Raw genomic sequence first — 21070 nt, 5'->3', positions numbered from 1 at the left:
TTTTATATGCAACCTTCATACATCAATACCTTTTTGAGAAGTAAACTAAGCCTGGCAATCAGTTGCTGCTGCCTGCTGTTTGCCTCCACTTCATGCGAAGACCCGAATGAGCTGGGCCTGGAACTGGTAGACGACAACATCAGCGGTACTTATATCGATACCCTGACGGTGGATGTCTCAACTGTCTACCTGGATTCTGTTGCAACTTCGGGTACAGCTGCAGGTACAAGCAACCTGTTGGTGGGGCAGTACGTGACCCCTTACACCGGTACCACACAGGCAAACACCTTGTTTCAGCTAGGCCTGGGCAGTACCTGGACGGTGGAGGACAATGCTACCTTCGACTCCCTTAAGCTAATCCTGCCTTACAGTGGCTATAGCTATGGTGATACAGCCCGGGCACAGGTGTTTGAGGTGTACCAGCTCTCCAACAACATAAGCCCGCGAAAGTTGTCGCCTTACCTGTACAACGAGGAGCCTTATTCTTCCTTTTACGCTGCCGATGCCTTGTATAATGTAAGCAGGACAGGGGCAAAGGAAACGCCTTTGGCATCCTTCACGTTTCAGCCGCGACCCAACAGCTCTGATACCCTTAAAATTCCACTGGCTGCAGAGCTGGGCCAGGAGCTGCTGAGCCTGAAAAAGGCGGATGATGCAAGGCTAACAGAGGCGAACAACTTTATAGGCTACTTCAAAGGGCTTAAGCTCACGAGCACGCAAGGTGCTTCTGTGCTTGGTTTCCCTGCGGGGGCCGCTAAAGTAAGGCTGTATTATACCCAGACCAAGGATGGAGCGCAGGTAAAGGCATTCCACGATTTCCCGCTGAACAATCCCGCTCTGCAGTACAACCAGATAACCGCCGACCTTACGGGCACTGCACTAAGTGTAGTAGAACGAGGGGGAGCCCCAGTTCCGGCTGCTGAGACAGGCAACGTAAGCGTGGCGCAGGCGGGTACCGGCCTTTTGATCAAGCTGCAGTTCCCGCACCTGGACAAACTTAAAGATAAGTTAGATCCAAACTTTATCAACAAAGCAGTACTGGTGATAGAGCCAGTAAACGGAACGACCAAGTACCCTTATCCGGTACCTACTGCACTTGCTTTGTACCGTACAGACATGACCAACGTGCCGCTTGCCCAGTTAACCGGTGATTTTGACCCTACTGTACAATTAACGGCGGCCTATGTAGAGGGGGCCAGTGCCTCAGAAAAGGGACGTTATGTGTTCGGCATTACGCAGTACATCATGGAGCGCCTGCAGGACAACAGGGAAACAGGAGCTGCGCTGTTCCTGGCACCGCTGCCGGCTGTGTACCCACAGGAGGTAAGCCGTTTAGTGGTTGGGGGGCCTGAGAACCCTATCCAAAGCATCAAATTAAAAGTTTACTATACAGAAGTTAAATAAGCTCACAAGAAGATGACATTTCCTTTTCAAAACATACGCTTGTTCCTGAGCTTAGCTTTCCTCTTGCCTTTGTTTGTCTTCACTTCTTGCGATCGTGATGAAGAGGACGAAGAGGAGAACCTGCTAACAGCCTGGGAGGAAAGAGCCGCTTTCCCGGGGGCGGCACGTAGCAGTGCCGTGGTGTTCACTATAAACGGGGATGCTTATGTTGGTACAGGCCACACGGGCACCACGCGCCTCAATGATTTTTGGCGGTATGATGCGGAAAACAATACCTGGACGCGGTTGGAAGACTTCCCGGGTACAGCACGCAGTGGGGCAATAGGATTCGCGGCGAATGGCAAAGGCTATATCGGTACGGGTTATGACGGCACAGGAAACCTGAAGGACTTCTGGGAGTACGACCCTGCGACTAACTCCTGGAAGCAACTGGCAGACTTCCCTGGCTCCGCTCGCTATGGTGCCGTGGCTATGTCTATAAACAACGTGGGCTATGTGGGGGGAGGTTATGAAGGGAGCTACCTGAAGGACTTCTGGCAATTTGACCCTGCTACCGACACATGGGTGGAGAAGGCCAGCTTTTCTGGTGCCCGTCGTGTGAATGGTTTTTCCTTTGTCGCGAATGGCAAGGGCTATGTAGGCGGCGGTCGCAACAACGGCATCTACGAAGCTGACCTGCTGGAGTACAACCCTGCTACAAACCAGTGGAGAACCTTAAAGAACCTGGACAACATTGCACGGGAGGGAGAAACGTACCCGTCTCCGCGTGCTTATGCCACAGCTTTTGTTTTAAACGATAAGGCTTACCTGGTGGGAGGGAACACCGGAACCGGTTCCCCTTTGCAGGACATGTGGGAATATACCCCTGCTACGGATAGCTTTAGAAAGCTTGGCAATTTCAAAGGGGGAGCCCGGGAGAGCGCTGTTGGCTTCAGCTTAGGAGACTTTGGCTACATTGGCCTTGGGAACATCGGGAATTATCGCTTAGGTGATTTGTGGCGTTTTAATCCTGCTCTTGCTACTGCAGACTAAGAGTAGTCACTCAAAACGATAAAACAGCACGGCCTGCCGACTATCGGCAGGCCGTGCTGTTTTATCGTTAGGGACAACAGGCGCGTAAACTGCTATAAGGCTGTCGAAAGCTAAACTATGTACCCGTTTTTAATGTTATACTTTATCTTTACTTATCTGTAGACAGAACGAATGGATTTTCAGTTAACATCAGAGTTTAAACCAACCGGCGACCAGCCGAAAGCTATAGCCCAGCTCACCGAGGGCGTAAAAAACGGTGAACCTGCCCAGGTATTGCTGGGAGCCACTGGTACAGGTAAAACCTTTACTATGGCCAACGTGATCAAGAACGTGGGCAAACCAACACTGGTGCTTTGCCACAACAAAACACTGGCGGCGCAGCTGTATGGCGAGTTCAAGCAGTTCTTCCCGAACAATGCCGTCGAGTATTTCATCTCCTACTACGACTACTATCAGCCGGAGGCCTACATCGCTTCCTCAGATGTTTTCATAGAGAAAGACCTGGCCATTAACGAGGAGATCGAAAAGCTGCGCCTGCATACGACCTCTGCGTTGCTTTCTGGCCGCCGGGACATCATTGTCGTCGCCTCTGTTTCCTGTATCTATGGTATCGGTAATCCCGAGGAGTTCGGCAAGAACGTGTTGCACCTGGCCCCGGGCCAGCGTTACAGCCGCAACAACCTGCTGTATACCTTTGTGCAGATCCTCTACAGCCGTACCGAAGCGGAATTCACACGTGGAACATTCCGGGTCAAGGGCGATACGGTGGACATCTTCCCGGCTTATGCTGACTTTGCCTACCGCCTGTACTTTTTTGGGGACGAGCTGGAGGCGATCCATCGCATCGACCCGCAATCGGGGAAAAAGCTGTCGGATGAAAAGGCCGTTACACTGTATCCTGCTAACCTCTTCGTAACAGGCAAGGACACCCTGAACCAGGCGATCAGCGAGATACAGTATGACCTGGTGGCCCAGCACGAGTATTTTCTGAAGGAGGACCGGCCAGCGGAGGCCAAGCGCATCAAGGAACGCACCGAGTTTGACCTGGAGATGATCCGGGAACTGGGCTATTGCTCCGGCATCGAGAACTATTCCCGCTACTTCGACCGCCGCGCTCCGGGTGCCCGTCCTTTCTGCTTGCTGGATTACTTCCCGGACGACTTCCTGATGGTAATAGACGAGAGCCACGTAACCGTGCCGCAGGTGCGTGCCATGTGGGGGGGCGACCGCTCGCGCAAGGTGTCGCTGGTAGAGTATGGTTTCCGGTTGCCTGCCGCCATGGATAACCGCCCGCTTACCTTCAATGAGTTCGAGAGCCTAATGCACCAGGTGGTGTTTGTGAGCGCTACGCCGGGTGATTATGAGATACAGAAGTCAGAGGGCGTGATCGTTGAGCAGATCATCCGGCCGACAGGCCTGCTGGATCCGGAGATAGAGGTGCGGCCAAGCGCAAACCAGGTAGACGACCTCCTGGATGAGATCGACGAACGGGTAAAGACAGGGGCACGCGTACTGGTAACAACACTTACCAAGCGCATGTCCGAAGAGCTGACCAAGTACATGGAGCGGCTCAACATTAAAGTGAAGTACCTGCACTCCGAGGTAAAGACACTGGACCGGGTGGAGATTCTGCGGGAACTGCGCTTAGGCCTGATTGATGTACTGGTAGGGGTAAACCTGTTGCGGGAGGGCCTTGATCTGCCGGAGGTGAGCCTGGTAGCAATCCTGGATGCCGACAAAGAAGGTTTTCTGCGCGACCAACGGTCCCTGATCCAGACCATGGGCCGTGCTGCGCGAAATGATAGGGGCAAGGTGATCATGTATGCAGACCGCATTACAGGCTCCATGCAAAGGGCCATGGATGAGACGAACCGGCGCCGGGCTACCCAGATAGCGTACAACGAGGAGCATGGCATTACGCCACGCACCATCCTCAAGTCAAGTGACGAGATCTTTGAACAGAGAGCCACAGCTGAGGGCAAAGGAAAAAATGTAAAGATGTATACAGGAGTAGAGGGGGTGTCTGTTGCGGCAGAGCCTGTCGTGCAGATGATGAAACGCGAGGACCTGGAGAAGCTCATTAAGAAGACAGAGAAGCAAATGGAAGCCGCAGCGAAAGACCTCGACTTCCTGCAGGCAGCTAAGTTTAGGGATGAGCTAGCAGAGCTTCGTCAGTTGCTAAAGACGAAACGGGACTAGTACAGCGTTATAACAAGGAAAAAGAACACGCTTCTGTTTTATAAATTTTAAAACAGAAGCGTGTTCTTTTTAGTAAGAATAAGGTAGTACATGCATGAGGGCAGCCAGCGAAACGTGTGGTGGCCTTGGCGAATCAAAGAATTATATGTTACCATTTAACTCAGGAATATATCATTTTAGAAAAGGGACACCTGCTGATGCCGAGTTGTTGGCCGAAATCGGCTGGCGCACTTTTGACGAGGCTTTCGGCGTCTTTAACAAGCCAGAGGATATGGAGGCCTTCCGGCCTACCATGTATAGCCCGGAACTACAGGCAACTGAACTGACTGACCCGGAAGTTGAATTTGTGATTGTGGAGGTTGACAGTGAGACGGTAGGCTACATGATGCTGAGGACAGGAAAGGCCCCAGATGTAATAGCCGCCAACAAGCCTTTGCACATTAACAGGTTATACGTCGTGAAGAAGTGGCTGGGGCGGGGGCTAGGAAACAAAATGATAGACTTCTGCCTGGAGAAAGCCCGCCAAAACGGGCATGATGTGATCTGGCTCACCGTGTGGGAGCGCAATGAGCGGGCAAAGCGTTTTTATAAGAAACACCAGTTTGAGGAAGTAGGAGAGCTCGACTTTGTACTTGGTAACGATGTGCAGCGCGACCTCTACCTGCGCCGGGAAGTGCAAGGCCAACAGAACCCCTCTTAAGGCTTTAAAACCTGGTGTGCCTGTTCTACGCTGCGGAAGGTAGAACAGGACCAGGTCTTCTTCATAATTTTACTAGGTAGTCAGTGGCGGCTGAAAGCAGGAGGCGCTTGCCTTTCCTTTGTAGTGCTTTCAACTAAAAGATGCCTGAAGGGCGTAAAGGGTTGCATGCGAGGTAAAATAAACTGGAGAATTCTGAAGCAGGAATACTTCCCTTCGTGCTTGCTCGGTTCAGGTGCCTGGGATACAGGAGGATAGAAGGAAGTAAATCGAAGGGTATAAATATAAAATTATATTAATTTCTTGTTAAAGCTGCTGTCGGTTTTGTACATTCACTTGGTATAAACCTGTGGCTTTATGAGAAATGTATCTCTTTTCCTGCTTTTTTATCTCTTCGGAGTGGCTTCCCTGTTTGCGCAGACCACCACAGACGCCTTTGCTAAATACGAGGCCAGAGAGTACAGGGCATCGGCAGAGATGTTTGATAAAGCCCTGAAAGATGGGAAAGGAACCGGGGCAGATCATTATAATGCCGCCTGTTCCTGGGCTTTGGCAGGTAACAAAGAGAAGGCCTTTGCACACTTAACAAAAGCGGTGGAGAAAGACTGGGTCAACCTCTCTCATTTAAAGCAGGACGGTGACCTGAAGAGCCTGCACAAAGACAAGCGCTGGCCGCAGCTACTGGCACAGGTGGAAGCCCGGAAGGATAAAGTAGAGGCCAACTACAACAAGCCCTTACAGGCACAGCTCGAGAAGATCTACCAAACCGACCAATACTACCGCATGATGATAGATTCTGTTCAGAAAAACTACGGGACAGAGTCAGTGCAGTGGAAAGGGCTGCTGGATAAGATGCAGGCGCAGGACGAGGAAAACAAAAGGCAGGTGGTGGCTATTCTGGAAAAGCATGGCTGGCCGGGCAAAAGCCTGGTAGGGCCTACGGCTAGCATGGCTGCCTTTCTGGTGATACAGCACTCGGATAAGGCTACCATGGAGAAATACCTGCCCTTGTTACGGGAAGCAATCGAAAAAGGGGAGGCGTCTAAAAGCAACCTGGCGCTGATGGAAGACAGGGTGCTAATAAACAAGGGCCTGCCTCAGCTTTACGGCAGTCAGCTGCGGATGAACGCTGAGACAAAGCGGTATGAGCTTTATCAAGTGGAAGACGAGGCGAACCTGGATAAGCGGCGGGCAGAAATGGGCTTAGGCCCGATTGCTGAGTACCTGAAGCGTTTCGGGCTGGAGTATACTCCCAAGTCAAACTAATCGCTTACAAGCAAAGAGTGGGGCTTATTACACTCCGCTCTTTGCTTTTGAATCTCTCTTTTTATAGGGGATTTATAACAAGAGCAGCCCTTTTTCCCGCAGTTCGAACCAGCTAGGAGAGCTTAGGAACTCGGCAAAGTTAAGGTGCGCGTCCGCAGGAAAACTTTCCTCCAGCTGTTTTAGTGTAACAGGAGCGGCGTTGTCCTGGCTAATCTTCTGTAAGACATCAAACAACCATTGGCCAATGCTTGCGGTGGTTTTTACCTGAAAGTCCTCTGCTTTTTCATAAAAGGTAAGTAGGCAGCGCTCGATGGTCTGCCCCTTCTTGGCATACATCGTAAACTCTATTTCCGGCAGGCCTCCCAGCCATAGCACACGGGCGTTTCTGCGCTCCGCATCCGGTTTCTGTGGCTTTTGAATTGCGTCGTAGATCAGGTCGGGGCGAAGCTTGGTGCGCGGCACTTTAAAGTCGAACCAGAACGACAGCGGTTCCTCCAGGGCCACCCCGTGCATGTAATTGTAAATAGCTTTCGTCAATCCCTCTCCAAACAGGCTGTGGTCTGTGCCCTGCGGGTCTTCGTGCCAGAGGTCGTTGTTGGCAAAAGGTCCTTCTTCCGGACCTACCTTTACCACACCATACTTCTCCGGATTCTTCCCGATCGGGCTGTGAGCCGTCATGCTGAGACGGTGCCAGTAGCCGGATTGGATCACATTATTCAGAAACAGCTGCCGTACTATCTCCAGCGAATCCACTGTTTCCTGGGCCGTCTGAGTAGGGAAACCGTACATGAGGTAGGCATGCACCATGATTCCTGCCTGTGTAAAGGAGTCTGTTACCCGGGCCACCTGCTCTATGCTCACGCCCTTCTCCATCAGGGCCAGCAGCCTGTCAGAGGCTACTTCCAAACCCCCTGACACCGCAATACAGCCGGATGCGGCTAAGAGGCGGCACAGATCGGGTGTAAAGGTTTTCTCAAAACGGATGTTCCCCCACCAACTGATCTTCACCCCGCGTCTGATCAGCTCAATGGCCATGTCGCGGAGTGGGGCAGGAGGGGCTGCCTCGTCTACAAAGTGAAAGCCTGTCTGCCCGGTCTGGGCAATAATCTGTTCAATGCGGTCCACGAGCAGTGTGGCGGGTGCTACGTCGTAGCGGTTGATATAGTCTAGTGTGATATCGCAGAAAGAGCAGCGCTTCCAGTAGCAGCCGTGGGCAATGGTGAGTTTATTCCAGCGGCCATCGCTCCATAGGCGGTGCATGGGGTTGATCACGTCAATCACCGAAAGGTAGTCCTGCAGTTTCAGGTCGCTGTAGTCCGGCGTGCCTACTTCCGTGTGCGGGATATCAGGGTCTGTACTCCCATTAATATACTGCACCGCCCCCTCCTGAAGGAGAAAGGTTCGCTGCAATTGTTCCGGGCTACGCTGGCCCTGCAGGTACTCCAGCAGCTTGAGCCAAGGGCCCTCCCCATCGTCCAGCGTTACGGAATCAATGTACTTAAACAGGCGCGGCTCGCGCAGGCTACGCAATTCCGTGTTCGGATAGCCGCCACCCATCATCGTTTTAATGTGCGGATACTTTGTTTTGATGTACTGGGCCATGCGCAGACCACCATACAAATTGCCGGGAAACGGAATAGAAAAACCAACAACGTCAGGCTGTACCGCCTGCAGGTGCTCTTCCAGCAGTTCCAGCAGGAGCTGATCTACGAGGTTTGGTTCTTCCTGCAGTGCCTCTTCTAAAGGATCAAATTTGGTAGCCGACATCGCCAGGCTCTCAGCATAGCGGCTGAAGGCAAAGTAAGGGCAAATCGTTTCTTTAATCAGGTCACCCAGGTCTTCGAGGTACAGCGTAGCGAGATAACGGGCCCGGTCGGTAATGCCCATGCTGCCAAAGGCCCAGTCAATGTCTTCTACCTGATCGAAGCGGGAGGCCTCGGGTAGAAAGCGGCTGTAACTGATCTGCTGCGCCAGGGTATTGTCTTTGTTCTGCAGAAAGCGAATCACAGGCTCTATGGTATGCAGGTACTCCCGCTTCAGGCGCAGCATGCGAAGGCTGTTATCAGAGAGTTCATAGTTCCCCTGTTCTACAGCCTCGAAGATCTGTTTTAAGCCATTCCGGGAGAACATACGCAGCACCAGTTCAATCCCCATATCGGCCTGTTTTACCTCATAGGCACGCCCCTTCAGGAAACCTTTCAGGTAGGCAGTAGCCGGGTAAGGGGTATTAAGCTGTGTAAGCGGTGGTGTTATGAGCAGGATTTTTGGCTTCTCCAAGGTAGTAGACTTTTAACGATGCTGGCAACAGGAGCCTGTGCAAAAAGACAAAAGTAGGTATAATAAAGCTACTTGTAAACTGCCGCCGCTTTCTCAACAGGAGAGCGAAGGGGAGGGTTCAATGTTAACCAGGCCAGGAGAGGTGGCGGGAATGCCTGTATTTTAGAAAGGGTTCAAGGTACACAAAAGCTGTTTTAGAGGGGTTTACGGTGAGTCCGGCACAGCGGAGGGTCCTGCAAGCCTTCTTTGCCTGAGAAAGGGAAGCGGTAACAGACTCCCAGGGAAAAGGCCTGTAGAGAGCAGTTTGCTACTTCTAAGAGCCTTTCGTGCTTGTTTGGGGTACTGAGGAGTTTTATCTTTTGGTGGCCTTGTTCACACCGTAGTTCACGCCGGGTACGATGGCCAGTACGGTAACAGAGATCATCACGAAGAACACAAAGAAACTGCGGAGCCACCGGAGCAGGAAGTCAGAGGCCAGCCCGAAGGTATAGAGTTCCAGCGCAGAACCCAGCAGTAAACTGATGAGGGCGATAATCAGTAGCTTGCGCTTTAGCCTTGGTGTCAGGAATCTCTTATTCATTTGTACTTAAATCCAGTGCAATTTCGGTAGCTGCAGGCACAAACAAAAATCAGGGCCTTTCTTTTTCTGTTCCACTGTCTTTCGTCGGCCTGTCCGTTCTGTCAGCATGGGAGTTTTTGGGTGGCGCAGGTGGCGGTGCCGCTTGCTTTTGCTTTACTTTCTGCACGTCTGAAGAGTCGTCCTTGGTGCTCTCCTGCATTGGTTTCCTGTTCTGTTCGTCCGGCATGTCATTCTCCTTTTTATTTACCTGTTTTGTTTACGGGGCCTGGGTGTAAATGGTATCCTTTTTAACCCTTAAAAGTCTGTGACCGTACATTTACTAAGTAGCTTGCCCCGCAAAAGGCCGGCTAATGTTTTATTTGGATACGAAGAACACTATGAATAAGAAAAGCATAAAATCAGCAATATTTTCCCTGGCCGCCACCATGATGATCGGCTTGGGACTGGTCAGTTGTAACAAAGGTACCGAGCCAGGAGAAACGAATGTGGGCCGGGGAGAGATCTACGAAGACGAGGGGTCGATGGTCGTACCGGATGATGAAGGCTACGAGACCCGCTATGAGGACACAGCCAACCTGGAGAAGTACTACGACCACACCGACCACGAGAACCATGAAGACAACTCTAACAAGTCCCTGGGAGATGGCGCTTATGATGGAGAGGGCACTGGCGTAGAGCGTGACGAAATAGACCAGCGATAAAGGAGCATAACATAAAATCAAAAGGCCTGCTTCTGAAGAGAAGACAGGCCTTTTGATTTTGGGCTAGGAATGAAACTTAGTTAAAAACGAAGCCATTCGGGGCAATACCCGCAGTAAAGGTCTTTACCTGTGTTCCATCCGGGCGATACACGTACACGGTGCCGTTACCAGAGAAGCCGCCGGCATCCCCACCGTAGATGTAGCCTGTTTCCGGGTCTACATCAAGACCATAGAAGCTGCGGTCTAGGAAAACAGCGTTCGTGAGGCTGGAGGCGCTTATGTCCTGCACGAACGTTTTGCCATTGTACGTAAAGTATAGCTTGTCTCCGCTGCCGTTAATGGCTAAATTTCCCGGCTGGCTCTGGTTGCTGTCGAACGTGTAGCTGGCCTGTACCGTGTTGGTGCTTGGGTTGATCAAACTAAGCGCACCTGCCGTTGTCTGGTCGTAGTCGATAGCAGACCAATCAGGTGTGTAAACTACTTTTCCCGCGCTTAGTACCCACACGTTATTATTACGGTCTAATACCAAGTCGGTGGGAGCATCCGGAACGGTAATAGTTGCTTCTACCGCATCCGTGGCTGTATTGATAACAGAAACAGTGTTGTCGCCATTGTTCGTTACATACAGTTTGCCCCCCACTAAGAGAAGGTCTTCTGGCTGTGCGCCAATTTCAATTGTCTTTGTAACGGTATAGTCGTTCAGGTCAACCACTGCTACACGCCCGGGAGAGCTAAAGCTTACCCATTCTGTCACGTAGCCTTTGTCGTTGTTTAGCACCGTGAAATAACGAGGAAGTGCAACACCTTCTACAGTACCCAAAGACTGAAACGTGTTTGCATTTACCACCTCTACCTTGTTACTGTTGTTCACCACGATAAAAGCGCGGTCACTGGAAATGGTCAGGTCCTGTACCACGTCCCCCAAAATGCGGCCTTCGTTCTCCTTCGAGAAAATACCCTGCTGTATCTGATTGGTGTTATTGTTATAGAAAGAGATGGAGCCATTTGACTGCTGGAAGTTTCCTTCGTTCACAACGAACACACCGTCTTCGGCATAAGCGCCGCTAGGGCCATCATTGTCATCATTGCAACTAGTAAAGGTAAAAGCACTAAAAGCTAAGGATGCAGCCAGAAAGAGACTGCGGAAGTTGTTCAGGTTTTTCATGTATGGTTTTAAGTTATGGATATTAAGGTATTATAAAACGTAAGCTAAAGGTGTAGCCACGGGGCGGCATGGCCCTGTTAAGCATGGTTTGGTAAACTTCATCTGTTACGTTATCGGTGCGGAGGGTGAGCAGCAGCGTGTTTTGCTGTAGCTTGATCTTTCGGGTCAGGGCCAGGTTTAGCAGGAGAAAACTATCCAGGCTGTTTGTCTCGGAGTTGCTGGTGTAGCGCAGGCCGGTGTAGTTGAGGTTACCCAGCAGGCTCCACGCCTGATACCTGGCCTCAGCAGAGAACACCCCTTTGTGCAGGGGCACGTACATCAGCTGTTTGCCCACGTCGTTGCCGCTGCCTTCGTATACCTTCTGCTGCTCAGAGGACGTGTAAGTATAGCCTGCGTTCGCTTGCAAGGACAGCTGCCCTAGTTTTCTTTTTGCCGAAGCACTGAGCTCTACCCCTTTGTTTTCCACCTTTTGCAGGTTGGTGGGGCGCCAGGTTCCCCGTTCGTTTGGAGCCCACTGTATCCAGTTGTCGACCTGCATCAGGTAAGCTGTCGCCTCAAGGGTTAGTTCAGTCTGGTTCAGCACTGTCTTATGCAGCAGGCCTAGCTCAGTGTTCTTTCCTTGCTCCGGGCGGAGCTCCGGGTTGCCGGCCCCTAGCCAGAAGCGGTCGTTGAGCGTGGGTAGTCTATAGCTGCCGCTCAGGCTGCCTTTTATTGCCAGCAGGTCGTTCTGCAAGGGCTTATAGGTAAAACCAAAGGAGGGCGTGAGGGGCGGGTTGTAGTTTTCCGCGAAGGCCTGGCGCAGGTTCAGGCTCAGTTGCAGGTGCTCCAGCGGGTCGTAACGGAACAGGGCAAAGACAGAGGCGCGGCTTTCATCCTGCTCCCCGGCATAGCCATCGTTCTTCGCCTGGTAGTGCTGCAGGTTCAGCCCGCCTCGCAGGCTCCAGTGCCGCCCATAGGCATAGGTTTGCTCTGCCTGCAGCTGGTAGGCATCCACGTCCGACTCAGAATCGTTGTTGCGGTCGGTATAGTGCAGAAAGTCGTTGAAGTAAGCCAGCTTGATGTCTGTTTTGCCGAGCCAGCTTTCATGCTGCAGCGTTGCCATCAGGCGCCGGCTCTCGTCCCTTTGCTTTTCGTTGGCATAGACGGAGCCCATAGCAGGTTGCAGGTGCCTGTCTGAGAACGTGTACCAGCCATGCAGGGCCAGTTTCGTTTTGGGTGTTATGGCCCAGCCGATGTCCTGCGTCAGGCCGCGCTGTTCTACGGAGGCGTGCTCCTGGCGCACCTCCGGTTTTCCGAAGCGGCTCAGGTCCTTGAACTTATAGTCATTCTCGACCCAAAGGCTATAGGCGCTCAGGCCATAGCTAAGCTTTTTGCCACTGTAGCGCACACTGCCATTGCCAAAGTAGCGGCCAAAGCTGCCGGCCTCCAGCTTTATGTCTGCTTCCAGGCCTTTATGGTCGTCGTAGTCGGGGGAGCTAAGCAATATAGCCCCGCCAATGGCACCGCTGCCATAGTTTGTTGCCGCTGCGCCATACTGCACGGCCACCTCGCCAAAGCCAGTGACAGGCAAGGTGGAGAAGTCGGTTTGGCCGAGTGTGGCGGGAGCAATGTTTAGCCCGTTCCAGAGCACAGCGGTTTGGGAAGCGTTGGTGCCCCGGAAAGCCACCGACGAAATACCGCTTGCGCCATAGCTTTTAAAATAAAGCGGCGTACGCGCCTGCAGTGCATCAGCCAGCGTGCTGGAACTATAGGTGCTTAGGTAGGTGCTGTCCAGCTGCGTTACATGGCTACCCACGGCATAAACCTCGGCGGGCTTGCCAAAGATCTCTACCACGCGTAGCTGATGTGCCGTTGAGTCCTGTTGGGCAACAGCCGTGCTTGCCAAGCCGGCATAGCTGGCTATCAGTATACAGATAAAGAATATACGAAAAGGAAATCTTACCACGTATTTGTTCGCTCAAATCCCGAAGCATGCCGGCAGGTACAAAGGCAGGAACAGCGAACGCAGGCGTTGCGCGGCCGTGCAGCTTTTTACCCGAAAGCATACGACTAAAAAATGCCGGACTGGCAGGTCTCCTGGCTCTCTTCAGTTAGCCCGCCTTCCCACGCAGCGCTTGCTGCACAGTGGCCGTTGGTGTTAGGCTAACCCTTTTTATGAAGATGACAGTTGCGGGAACAGCGCAGGACTTACACCTGCTTCCCTTTTAAGGCAATACCTACGGTAATAGGTATCGCCACCAATCTGAGGGCAAAGGTACGTTAAAAAATAATGTGTTATGAATTACAGGCCATGAATTAAGGGGGAGGTTAGGTGCCTCGGTTTAACGTTACACTTAATACCACGTACCAACGAAGGCGTAAAACGAAAAACCAACAACTCAATTTGAAGCTGCCTAAGTCCTTTTACACCCGCCCCGACGTTGTGCAGATAGCGCAGGACCTGCTCGGAAAGCACCTGTACACCTGCAAAGACGGCATCCTGACGGGAGGGGTCATCGTGGAGACAGAAGCCTACTCCGGGATAGACGACCGTGCCAGCCACTCTAACAACAACCGCCGCACCGCCCGCACCGAGGTGATGTACCTGGAGGGGGGCGTGGGGTATGTGTACCTGATTTATGGCATGTACCACCTGTTCAACGTCATCACGAATGAAAAGGACAGGGCTGATGCGGTGCTGATACGTGGCCTGGAGCCAACAGAGGGAGTGGAGGAGATGCTGCTGCGGCGCAACATGCACAGCTTAAAGCCTAACCTAACCGCTGGGCCCGGTGTGCTAAGCAAGGCCCTGGGCATAGATAAAAAGCTTTATGGCGCCGACCTGACAGGTGACCTTGTTTGGCTGGAGGACAAAGGGCTGGTGGTGCCTCCGGAGGACATAGCCGCAGGCCCCCGTATTGGTGTGGACTACGCCGGGGAGGATGCGCAACGGCCCTGGCGCTTCTGGCTGAAAGACAACAAGTGGGTGAGCAAGGCAAGGTAAATAGTTAAAACCTTGTATTGCTCCCCGTAGTAGGCTTGTTTCTTTTTGTAGGCCAGCGTACTAGCCCCCGCATGCGGGAGCTGCCTACTTCTCTTCTTTCTTTTTTCCTGGTCCGGAAACGTGCCTTAACAAACCATACCTAAGAAGGAAACATTTGGGACAAGCTTTTAGAGCAAGATATTATACCTTTGAGTTCCGGATTTGCCAGGCTAAACAATGTACCCCTGCTTTTAAGCTGGGGGAGCGCTATAAAAGCACCCATTGGCCTGGTGGTGTCCGCTTCTGTAGCTCATTCTTGATTTATGACCTTTAGCACCCTGGATTTTGCTGTTTTTGGTGGGTACTGCTTGCTTATTATTCTGATTGGTGTCTATGTTTCCAGGGAGAAGCGGGGACATCATAAAACGGCCAGCGACTACTTCCTGGCGAGCAAGGCCTTACCTTTCTGGGCTGTAGGCGCCTCGCTGATCGCCTCTAACATCTCAGCAGAGCAGTTTATTGGCATGGCAGGCTCCGGCTTTGCGTTGGGGCTAGCTATCTCGGCCTATGAGTGGATCGCTGCCATTACGCTGGTCCTAGTCGGTATTTTCTTCCTGCCCATCTACCTGAAAGAGGGGATCTTTACCATGCCCCAGTTCCTGAACAGGCGCTATGATAACAGGGTCCGTACCGTGATGGCCGTTTTCTGGCTGTTGGTGTATGTCTTTGTTAACCTCACCTCCGTGCTCTACCTCGGCGCCTTAAGCATAGAGACCATCCTGGGTATTCCGATGGTGTACAGCATCATTGGCCTGTCCTTGTTTGCCATGATCTACTCCATCTACGGTGGTCTGAAAGCGGTGGCATGGACCGACGTGGTACAGGTGGTGTTTCTGGTGATGGGCGGGCTGGCTACTACTTACCTGGCCTTGTCGCTGGTGGGGAGTGGCAGCGTACTGGAGGGAATAGCTGTGCTGGGCCGGGAAGCCCCTTCGCACCTGCAGATGATCTTTGAGAAAGGGGAGTTCATGATCCCGGACGGCCGTGGGGCGATGCGCGATGCTTACCTGGACCTGCCGGGGCTGAGCGTGCTCGTAGGGGGCATGTGGATCGTGCAGTTCAGTTACTGGGGCTGTAACCAGTACATCACCCAGCGGGCCCTTGCTGCCAGGGACCTGGATAATGCCCAGAAAGGAATGATCTTCGCGGGCTTTATCAAGTTACTCATGCCGATCATTGTGGTGGTGCCGGGCATCGCAGCTTACGTGATCGTGGAGAAAGGCGCAAGCCCGGAATTTATAGGCACCATGACGGATGCTTCTACGCATATTATCAAATCCGACAGAGCCTATCCTGCTTTACTGCAGTTGCTCCCACAGGGGCTGAAAGGGCTTGCCTTTGCTGCGCTTACAGCTGCCATTGTATCCTCTTTGGCTTCTATGGCTAACAGTACCGCCACTATCTTTACCATCGATATCTACAAGCAGTTCATCAACCCAAAGGCTACTGACAGGCAGCAGGTAGAAATGGGCAGGCTGGTAGCGATTGCCGCATTCTTTATCGCTGCCATCGTGGCTCCTGCCCTACGTGTGCTGGATCAGGCTTTTCAGTATATCCAGGAGTATACAGGTTTTGTATCACCTGGCGTTACGGCTATTTTCGTGTTTGGCTTTTTCTGGAAGAAGACGACTTCCAATGCAGCCCTTGCTGCCGCCTGCCTTACCATTCCGCTTTCCGCTGCACTGAAGGCGGTGTATCCAGCCTTGCCTTTTATAGACCGGATGGGTATTGTCTTCATGCTCCTGTCTGCCCTGATGGTCCTCATCAGCCTGGTGGAGAACAGAGGGAAAGTCAATGACAATGCGATCAGCCTGGAAAAAGGCCTGTTCCGCACGAGTATGGGTTTTAACATAGGGGCTATCCTGATCTGTGGCATTACGGCGGCACTCTATGTTGTCTTCTGGTAGAGGAAGACTTTAGCCGCGTCTTTCCTGAGGCATGTGCCTGCTCATGGACAATGGAAGCTTTCTCTAGGAGCATTCTGCAGCACTCTTTCACTTCAGTACAAGCCCTACTGCTTTTATCTTGTTGCACCAGTTCTGGGCTGTTAAGTCCTGAAGTGTTCGTAGCGTTAAGAGAGGGGGCATAAAAGCCAGTGCAATTTAAGCCAAGCCCCAGGCACTGTTATACGGAAACCCAGCTTAGTGCAATAGGTTTTCTGTCTTGATTTCTTCTAAGCAGGGTACTATTTATGAGAATGAGATGTAACAGGAATGACCGTTGCTATATCGACATATAGTATTAGCCTGCGATGCGCTGTTAGTAATTTAAGCCTGGCGATAATGGAAAATAGGTAAATTATATATACCGGTTAAGCACAAACAGAAAGGGGATAAAGATTTAAATATGCCTGTTACGGAACACTTTATTGATATTTTTTCTTTAAATTAGAAATCGTAACCACCTCAGAATTTACTGCAAACATGTTTTTTAACAGGCTCATTTTGTTTGTGTTACTTCTCCTCGGAAGTGCCTCTCAAGTGCTTGCTGCACTACCAAAGCAGTATAAGTTCTCGCTGATAGATATCAACAACGGGCTGTCTAACAATCAGGTGAAATGTTTCCTGAAGGATAGCAAAGGTTTTTTATGGATAGGCACAGCTGCCGGCCTCAACCGGTACGATGGCTATAAGCTAAAGGTCTACAAGTACGATTCGAACGACTCTACCTCTATCTTTAGCAATAACATCCTGAAGCTATTTGAAGGGCCAGATGGAAAGATCTGGGTACAAACCTCTTTGGGTGCAAGCGTTTTTGACCCGATCACAGAGAAGTTTACACGTAGCCAGAAGAACTACGTCAAGCAGTACCAGCTTCCGCCTAGTGCGCATGTAGAGGACATTTACAAAGACCAGGACGGTAACTTTTGGTTTATAAGCACCGGCAACGGTATCACCAGATACAATCCCCATAACAGAACCTCTACGAACCTGAGCCACGAGTTTTCGGGCAAGCAGTCGATCAGCACCAGCTACGTTTCGGCCATACGGCAGAATTCAGCTGGTGATTACTGGGTGATTCACCGTAATGGCATTCTGGAGCGGCTGGATAAAAAGACGCTGAAGGTGGTGGAGCGGAATGACGATATCTATAAAAAATTTAATCAGAAGCTGCTCAACTATTCCTTTACGGTTGATAGCGATGATGACCTTTGGCTGTACATGCCAGATAACGGCGGCGGCGTGTTTTACTATAACCACAAAAAGAAGTCTGTTGATCACTTTTACACGGGGTCTGCGCCGCTGCAGCTGAACAATGACTTGGTGAAGGGCATTGTAGAGGGGGAGAAAGGGAAGATCTGGATTGGCACAGACCATGGCGGCATTAACCTCATTAATAAGAAGAGCTTCAAGGTCCAGTACATTCGCCACGACGAGGAGGTGGATAACAGCCTGGCACATAACAGTATCAACACCCTGTACAAAGACGAGAGCGGTATTATCTGGGTGGGTACGTTTAAGAAAGGGGTAAACTTTTACCACCAGCAGAACATTCGGTTCCCCCACTTCAAGCACCTGGCCTCTGTTAGCTCAAGCCTTCCTTACAGCGACGTAAACGCATTTGTGGAGGACGATAAAGGGAACCTGTGGATAGGTACGAACGGAGGGGGATTACTTTATTTGGACAGGAGTACGGGAGCCTACACCCGGTATACACATGACCCTGGTAATCCTGCCAGCATCTCCGGCGATATTATCGTTAGTTTGTTGATTGACAGACACAAGAACCTATGGGTAGGTACCTATCTGGGTGGGCTGAATAAGTTTGACGGGCAAACCTTTACGCATTTCAAAAGCGACCCTAACGATCCTAAAAGCCTTTCCGATAACAGTATTTGGGAGTTGTTCGAAGATTCGAAAGGCAACCTCTGGGCAGGTACGCTGAATGGGGGATTAGAGCTGTTCGACCCACAGACAGGCGGCTTCCGGCACTCCAGGGTAGGAGCTGGCGAATACCCGCTGCACTGTGATTATATTACGACCATTGTGGAGGATCGCCGCGGAAATCTGTGGGTAGGCGGGGGCTATGGCATCGATATCTTTAATAAAGAAACAGGTAAGAGTACCTACCTGGCGCATGATGCCAGCAAGCCCAATAGCCTGGTGAGTAATAACATTATGTCCATTTACGTGGACACGCATCACAATATTTGGGTAGGTACAACCGAGGGGCTGGACCTTTACAACGAAGAAGAGAACAGCTTTTTCCATTATACAATGGCCGACGGCTTGCCGAACAATACGGTCATTTCCATACAGGAAGACCGACAGGGGAACCTGTGGATGAGTACACCGAGCGGGATAACGAATGCCATCATTAAGCGGGGAAAAGGCGGGAAAGGCGTCACCGGTGTTAACTTCAGGAACTTTGATGAGCTGGACGGGTTGCAGGGCAAAGCTTTTAACGAGAATGCCTCTCTAAAGACGCGCAGCGGAGAAATGGTATTCGGAGGTCCTAATGGTATTAACATCTTTAACCCGGAGCATATTGGCAAGAACAGCACCGCCCCGCGCATCGTGTTCACCGATTTCCAATTGTTTAACAAGAGCCTGGCAGTAGGAGAGGTGCTCAACGGGCGCATCATCCTGCCCAAGTCCATCACTGAAACGGAGCACATTACGCTGGAGCACGATGAGAATGTCTTTTCCATCGAGTTTGCGGCCCTCAATTTTCTGCATTCTGAAAAGAACAAGTACAAGTACAAGCTGGAGGGCTTCGACAAGGAATGGCATACGGTGGATAACCTGCACCGCCGGGTGACCTATACGAACCTGGACCCGGGCGAGTACGAGTTTAAAGTAATGGCCTCGAACAACGACGGGGTTTGGAACGAGGAGGGGGCCAGCGTGCAGCTGGCAGTGCTGGCCCCTTTCTGGCTGACTACCGAAGCATTCTTGCTGTATATCGGCTTGGGCATAGTTGTGCTGATTCTGGCCAGAAGAATGGAGTTACAGCGGGCAAGGACCCAGTTCATCATAGAGCAGGAACGACGCGAGGCAAAGCAAATGCGAGAGCTCGACTTAATGAAGATCAAGTTTTTTACGAATGTAAGCCACGAGTTCCGGACCCCGCTGACACTGATTTTAGCACCAATCGAGAAGCTGCTGAAGACCACGGATAACGCGGAGCAGCGACAGCAGTTTCAAATGATCAACCGCAATGCCAAGCGGCTTCTGAACCTGGTAAACCAGTTGCTGGACTTCCGGAAGATAGAGGTGGATGAGATTAGCCTGAGCCCGTCTGAAGGCAACGTGGTGAAGTTTGTGAAAGAGTCGGTGCGTTCTTTCTCCGATCTTTCTGAAAAGAAAAACATTGGCCTCTCGTTCAAATCGAGCCTGGAGGAGTTGCAGGTGTCTTTCGACATGGACAAGCTGGAAAAGATCCTGTTCAACCTGCTGTCAAACGCCTTCAAGTTTACGCCGGAGAATGGCCGGATAGACGTGGAACTGGGCTTCTTCGATAACGATTCCTCATCAGAGGGCATCAAGATTCTGGAGATAAAAGTAAAAGACACGGGCATTGGCATTCCGAAAGAGAAGCAGGCCAAGGTTTTTGAACGCTTCTTCCGGGACGATGTGCCGAGTAACATGCTGAACCAGGGAAGTGGCATCGGCCTGGCGATCACCAAAGAGTTCGTAAAGCTTCATGGCGGTATCATTACGGTAGATAGTGAGCCGGGGAAAGGCAGCTGCTTTACAGTGTCTATTCCTGTAAAAGAAATAACGGCCCCTAACCTGACAATAGAAGAGGATGTAGTAGAGGAGGTTTCAGAGCAGGCAGCGGAGACCGCACCAGAGGTAAAGGTGCAGCATGCCGCAGGGATGGACAGTGGGCCTGCCGTGCTCCTGGTAGAGGATAACGAAGACTTCCGCTATTATCTGAAGGATAACCTGAAGGAGCATTTTACGATCATCGAGGCCAAAGACGGCAAGGAGGGCTGGCAGAAAGCATTGTCGCATATGCCGGATCTGATCGTGAGCGATCTGATGATGCCGCAACTGAATGGGATTGAGTTCTGCCAGAAGATAAAGCAGGACTCCAGAACCTCACACATCCCGTTTGTGCTGCTCACGGCCCATGCCTCTGAAGAGCAGAAACTGAAAGGCCTGGACATTGGTGCAAACGATTACGTCACCAAGCCTTTCAACTTCCTGATCCTGTACACCCGCATTAAGAACCTGATCGCGCAGCGCGAGATGCTCCAGAAGGTGTATGAGAAGAAGATAAGCGTGCAGACAAGCGAGAAAGAGATTGTCTCGCTCGACGAAAAACTGATCCAGAATGCGATTAAGGTAGTGGAAGAACACCTTTCGGACTCTGACCTCTCCGTGGAGGCCCTTAGCAAGGAGCTAGGCGTAAGCCGGGTGCACCTGTACAAGAAGATGACAGCCATTACCGGACAGTCGCCGGTGGAGTTTATCCGGAAGATTAGACTGCAGCACGCAGCGCAGTTGCTGGAGAAGAGCCAGTTAACAGTGGCCGAGGTGGCCTATAAAGTGGGTTTCAATAACAGAAAGTACTTCACGAAGTACTTCAAGGATGAGTACAATATTCTGCCGTCTCAGTATGCGGAAAGCAGGCAACAGGAAAAGCAGTCCTCCTAGCTATTTTCTCATCCTAAAAGCGAAAGGCTGAACTAGTTGCTGGTTCAGCCTTTCGCTTTTATTGCCTGTCTATAAAAGGCGGTACGAAGCTAAAACAGAGCGTTATTTCCGCTACAGCCACT

14 protein-coding genes and 1 riboswitch are annotated in these 21070 nt (G+C 51.4%); of the genes, 9 read left to right on the top strand and 5 right to left on the bottom strand.

Annotated features, from left to right (window positions below; genetic code table 11):
• Positions 1-33: 33 nt before the first annotated feature.
• From CHB92_RS14385 to CHB92_RS14365, 5 genes are all read left to right on the top strand, one after another.
• The gene (locus CHB92_RS14385) at positions 34-1404 is read left to right on the top strand and encodes a DUF4270 family protein (RefSeq protein ID WP_179223053.1); all 1371 of its coding nucleotides are present in this window, start codon (positions 34-36) and stop codon (positions 1402-1404) included.
• Between the two features lie 12 nt (positions 1405-1416).
• Positions 1417-2436 carry a Kelch repeat-containing protein gene (locus tag CHB92_RS14380; protein ID WP_089319926.1) on the top strand — a complete coding sequence of 340 codons (1020 nt, stop codon included), beginning with the start codon at positions 1417-1419 and terminating at the stop codon, positions 2434-2436.
• Positions 2437-2607: 171 nt separating this feature from the next.
• On the top strand, positions 2608-4635 hold the full coding sequence (uvrB, locus tag CHB92_RS14375) for an excinuclease ABC subunit UvrB (protein WP_089319925.1): 2028 nt from the start codon (positions 2608-2610) through the stop codon (positions 4633-4635).
• A gap of 145 nt (positions 4636-4780) precedes the next feature.
• Positions 4781-5335 (top strand): GNAT family N-acetyltransferase, encoded by a 555-nt coding sequence (locus tag CHB92_RS14370; RefSeq protein WP_179223052.1) that lies wholly within the window; start codon positions 4781-4783, stop codon positions 5333-5335.
• A gap of 354 nt (positions 5336-5689) precedes the next feature.
• Entirely contained in the window at positions 5690-6598 is a 909-nt protein-coding gene (locus CHB92_RS14365) for a DUF6624 domain-containing protein (protein ID WP_089319923.1), read from the top strand.
• A gap of 72 nt (positions 6599-6670) precedes the next feature.
• Here the strand turns inward: CHB92_RS14365 and CHB92_RS14360 are convergent, their stop codons facing one another.
• The 3 genes from CHB92_RS14360 to CHB92_RS25865 form a co-directional block, all read right to left on the bottom strand.
• A complete protein-coding gene (locus tag CHB92_RS14360) occupies positions 6671-8875 on the bottom strand; it encodes a B12-binding domain-containing radical SAM protein (protein ID WP_089319922.1) in 2205 nt (734 codons plus the stop codon).
• A gap of 352 nt (positions 8876-9227) precedes the next feature.
• Positions 9228-9455: a DUF2798 domain-containing protein gene (locus tag CHB92_RS14355; protein ID WP_089319921.1), complete on the bottom strand. Its 228-nt coding sequence runs from the start codon at positions 9453-9455 to the stop codon at positions 9228-9230.
• 49 nt (positions 9456-9504) lie between these two features.
• Positions 9505-9681, bottom strand: coding sequence for a hypothetical protein (locus CHB92_RS25865; RefSeq protein ID WP_179223051.1), 177 nt, complete (start codon positions 9679-9681; stop codon positions 9505-9507).
• A gap of 151 nt (positions 9682-9832) precedes the next feature.
• On the opposite strand from CHB92_RS25865, the gene CHB92_RS14350 reads away from it, so the two are divergent.
• Positions 9833-10156 (top strand): hypothetical protein, encoded by a 324-nt coding sequence (locus tag CHB92_RS14350; protein WP_144266314.1) that lies wholly within the window; start codon positions 9833-9835, stop codon positions 10154-10156.
• A 76-nt stretch (positions 10157-10232) separates the two neighbouring features.
• Here the strand turns inward: CHB92_RS14350 and CHB92_RS14345 are convergent, their stop codons facing one another.
• Both CHB92_RS14345 and CHB92_RS14340 read right to left on the bottom strand, forming a co-directional pair.
• Positions 10233-11321, bottom strand: a complete 1089-nt coding sequence (locus CHB92_RS14345) for a DUF5074 domain-containing protein (RefSeq protein ID WP_089319919.1) — start codon at positions 11319-11321, stop codon at positions 10233-10235.
• A 22-nt stretch (positions 11322-11343) separates the two neighbouring features.
• Positions 11344-13266, bottom strand: a complete 1923-nt coding sequence (locus CHB92_RS14340) for a TonB-dependent receptor plug domain-containing protein (RefSeq protein WP_089319918.1) — start codon at positions 13264-13266, stop codon at positions 11344-11346.
• Between the two features lie 104 nt (positions 13267-13370).
• Positions 13371-13578: riboswitch (cobalamin riboswitch) on the bottom strand.
• 126 nt (positions 13579-13704) lie between these two features.
• Between CHB92_RS14340 and CHB92_RS14335 the strand changes: the two genes are divergently transcribed.
• From CHB92_RS14335 to CHB92_RS14325, 3 genes are all read left to right on the top strand, one after another.
• Positions 13705-14304: a DNA-3-methyladenine glycosylase gene (locus CHB92_RS14335; protein ID WP_089319917.1), complete on the top strand. Its 600-nt coding sequence runs from the start codon at positions 13705-13707 to the stop codon at positions 14302-14304.
• Positions 14305-14606: 302 nt separating this feature from the next.
• On the top strand, positions 14607-16250 hold the full coding sequence (locus CHB92_RS14330) for a sodium/sugar symporter (protein ID WP_089319916.1): 1644 nt from the start codon (positions 14607-14609) through the stop codon (positions 16248-16250).
• Between the two features lie 516 nt (positions 16251-16766).
• Positions 16767-20948 (top strand): hybrid sensor histidine kinase/response regulator transcription factor, encoded by a 4182-nt coding sequence (locus CHB92_RS14325; RefSeq protein WP_089319915.1) that lies wholly within the window; start codon positions 16767-16769, stop codon positions 20946-20948.
• Positions 20949-21070 lie beyond the last annotated feature (122 nt).

Origin of the sequence: Pontibacter ummariensis (assembly GCF_900188175.1) — a bacterium.
In the GTDB taxonomy this organism is placed as follows: domain Bacteria; phylum Bacteroidota; class Bacteroidia; order Cytophagales; family Hymenobacteraceae; genus Pontibacter; species Pontibacter ummariensis.
Note: the sequence above shows the minus strand (reverse complement) of the source record. Positions and strands in the feature narration are given on the sequence as shown.

What these genes read in the sequence shown, in the direction of transcription:
- CHB92_RS14350 (WP_144266314.1), top strand. Translation starts at nt 9,833, where the DNA reads ATGAATAAGAAAAGCATAAAATCAGCAATATTTTCCCTGGCCGCCACC.
- CHB92_RS14370 (WP_179223052.1), top strand. Translation starts at nt 4,781, where the DNA reads ATGTTACCATTTAACTCAGGAATATATCATTTTAGAAAAGGGACACCT.
- uvrB (WP_089319925.1), top strand. Translation starts at nt 2,608, where the DNA reads ATGGATTTTCAGTTAACATCAGAGTTTAAACCAACCGGCGACCAGCCG.
- CHB92_RS14365 (WP_089319923.1), top strand. Translation starts at nt 5,690, where the DNA reads ATGAGAAATGTATCTCTTTTCCTGCTTTTTTATCTCTTCGGAGTGGCT.
- CHB92_RS14330 (WP_089319916.1), top strand. Translation starts at nt 14,607, where the DNA reads ATGACCTTTAGCACCCTGGATTTTGCTGTTTTTGGTGGGTACTGCTTG.
- CHB92_RS14325 (WP_089319915.1), top strand. Translation starts at nt 16,767, where the DNA reads ATGTTTTTTAACAGGCTCATTTTGTTTGTGTTACTTCTCCTCGGAAGT.
- CHB92_RS25865 (WP_179223051.1), bottom strand. Translation starts at nt 9,681, where the DNA reads ATGCCGGACGAACAGAACAGGAAACCAATGCAGGAGAGCACCAAGGAC.
- CHB92_RS14380 (WP_089319926.1), top strand. Translation starts at nt 1,417, where the DNA reads ATGACATTTCCTTTTCAAAACATACGCTTGTTCCTGAGCTTAGCTTTC.
- CHB92_RS14355 (WP_089319921.1), bottom strand. Translation starts at nt 9,455, where the DNA reads ATGAATAAGAGATTCCTGACACCAAGGCTAAAGCGCAAGCTACTGATT.
- CHB92_RS14345 (WP_089319919.1), bottom strand. Translation starts at nt 11,321, where the DNA reads ATGAAAAACCTGAACAACTTCCGCAGTCTCTTTCTGGCTGCATCCTTA.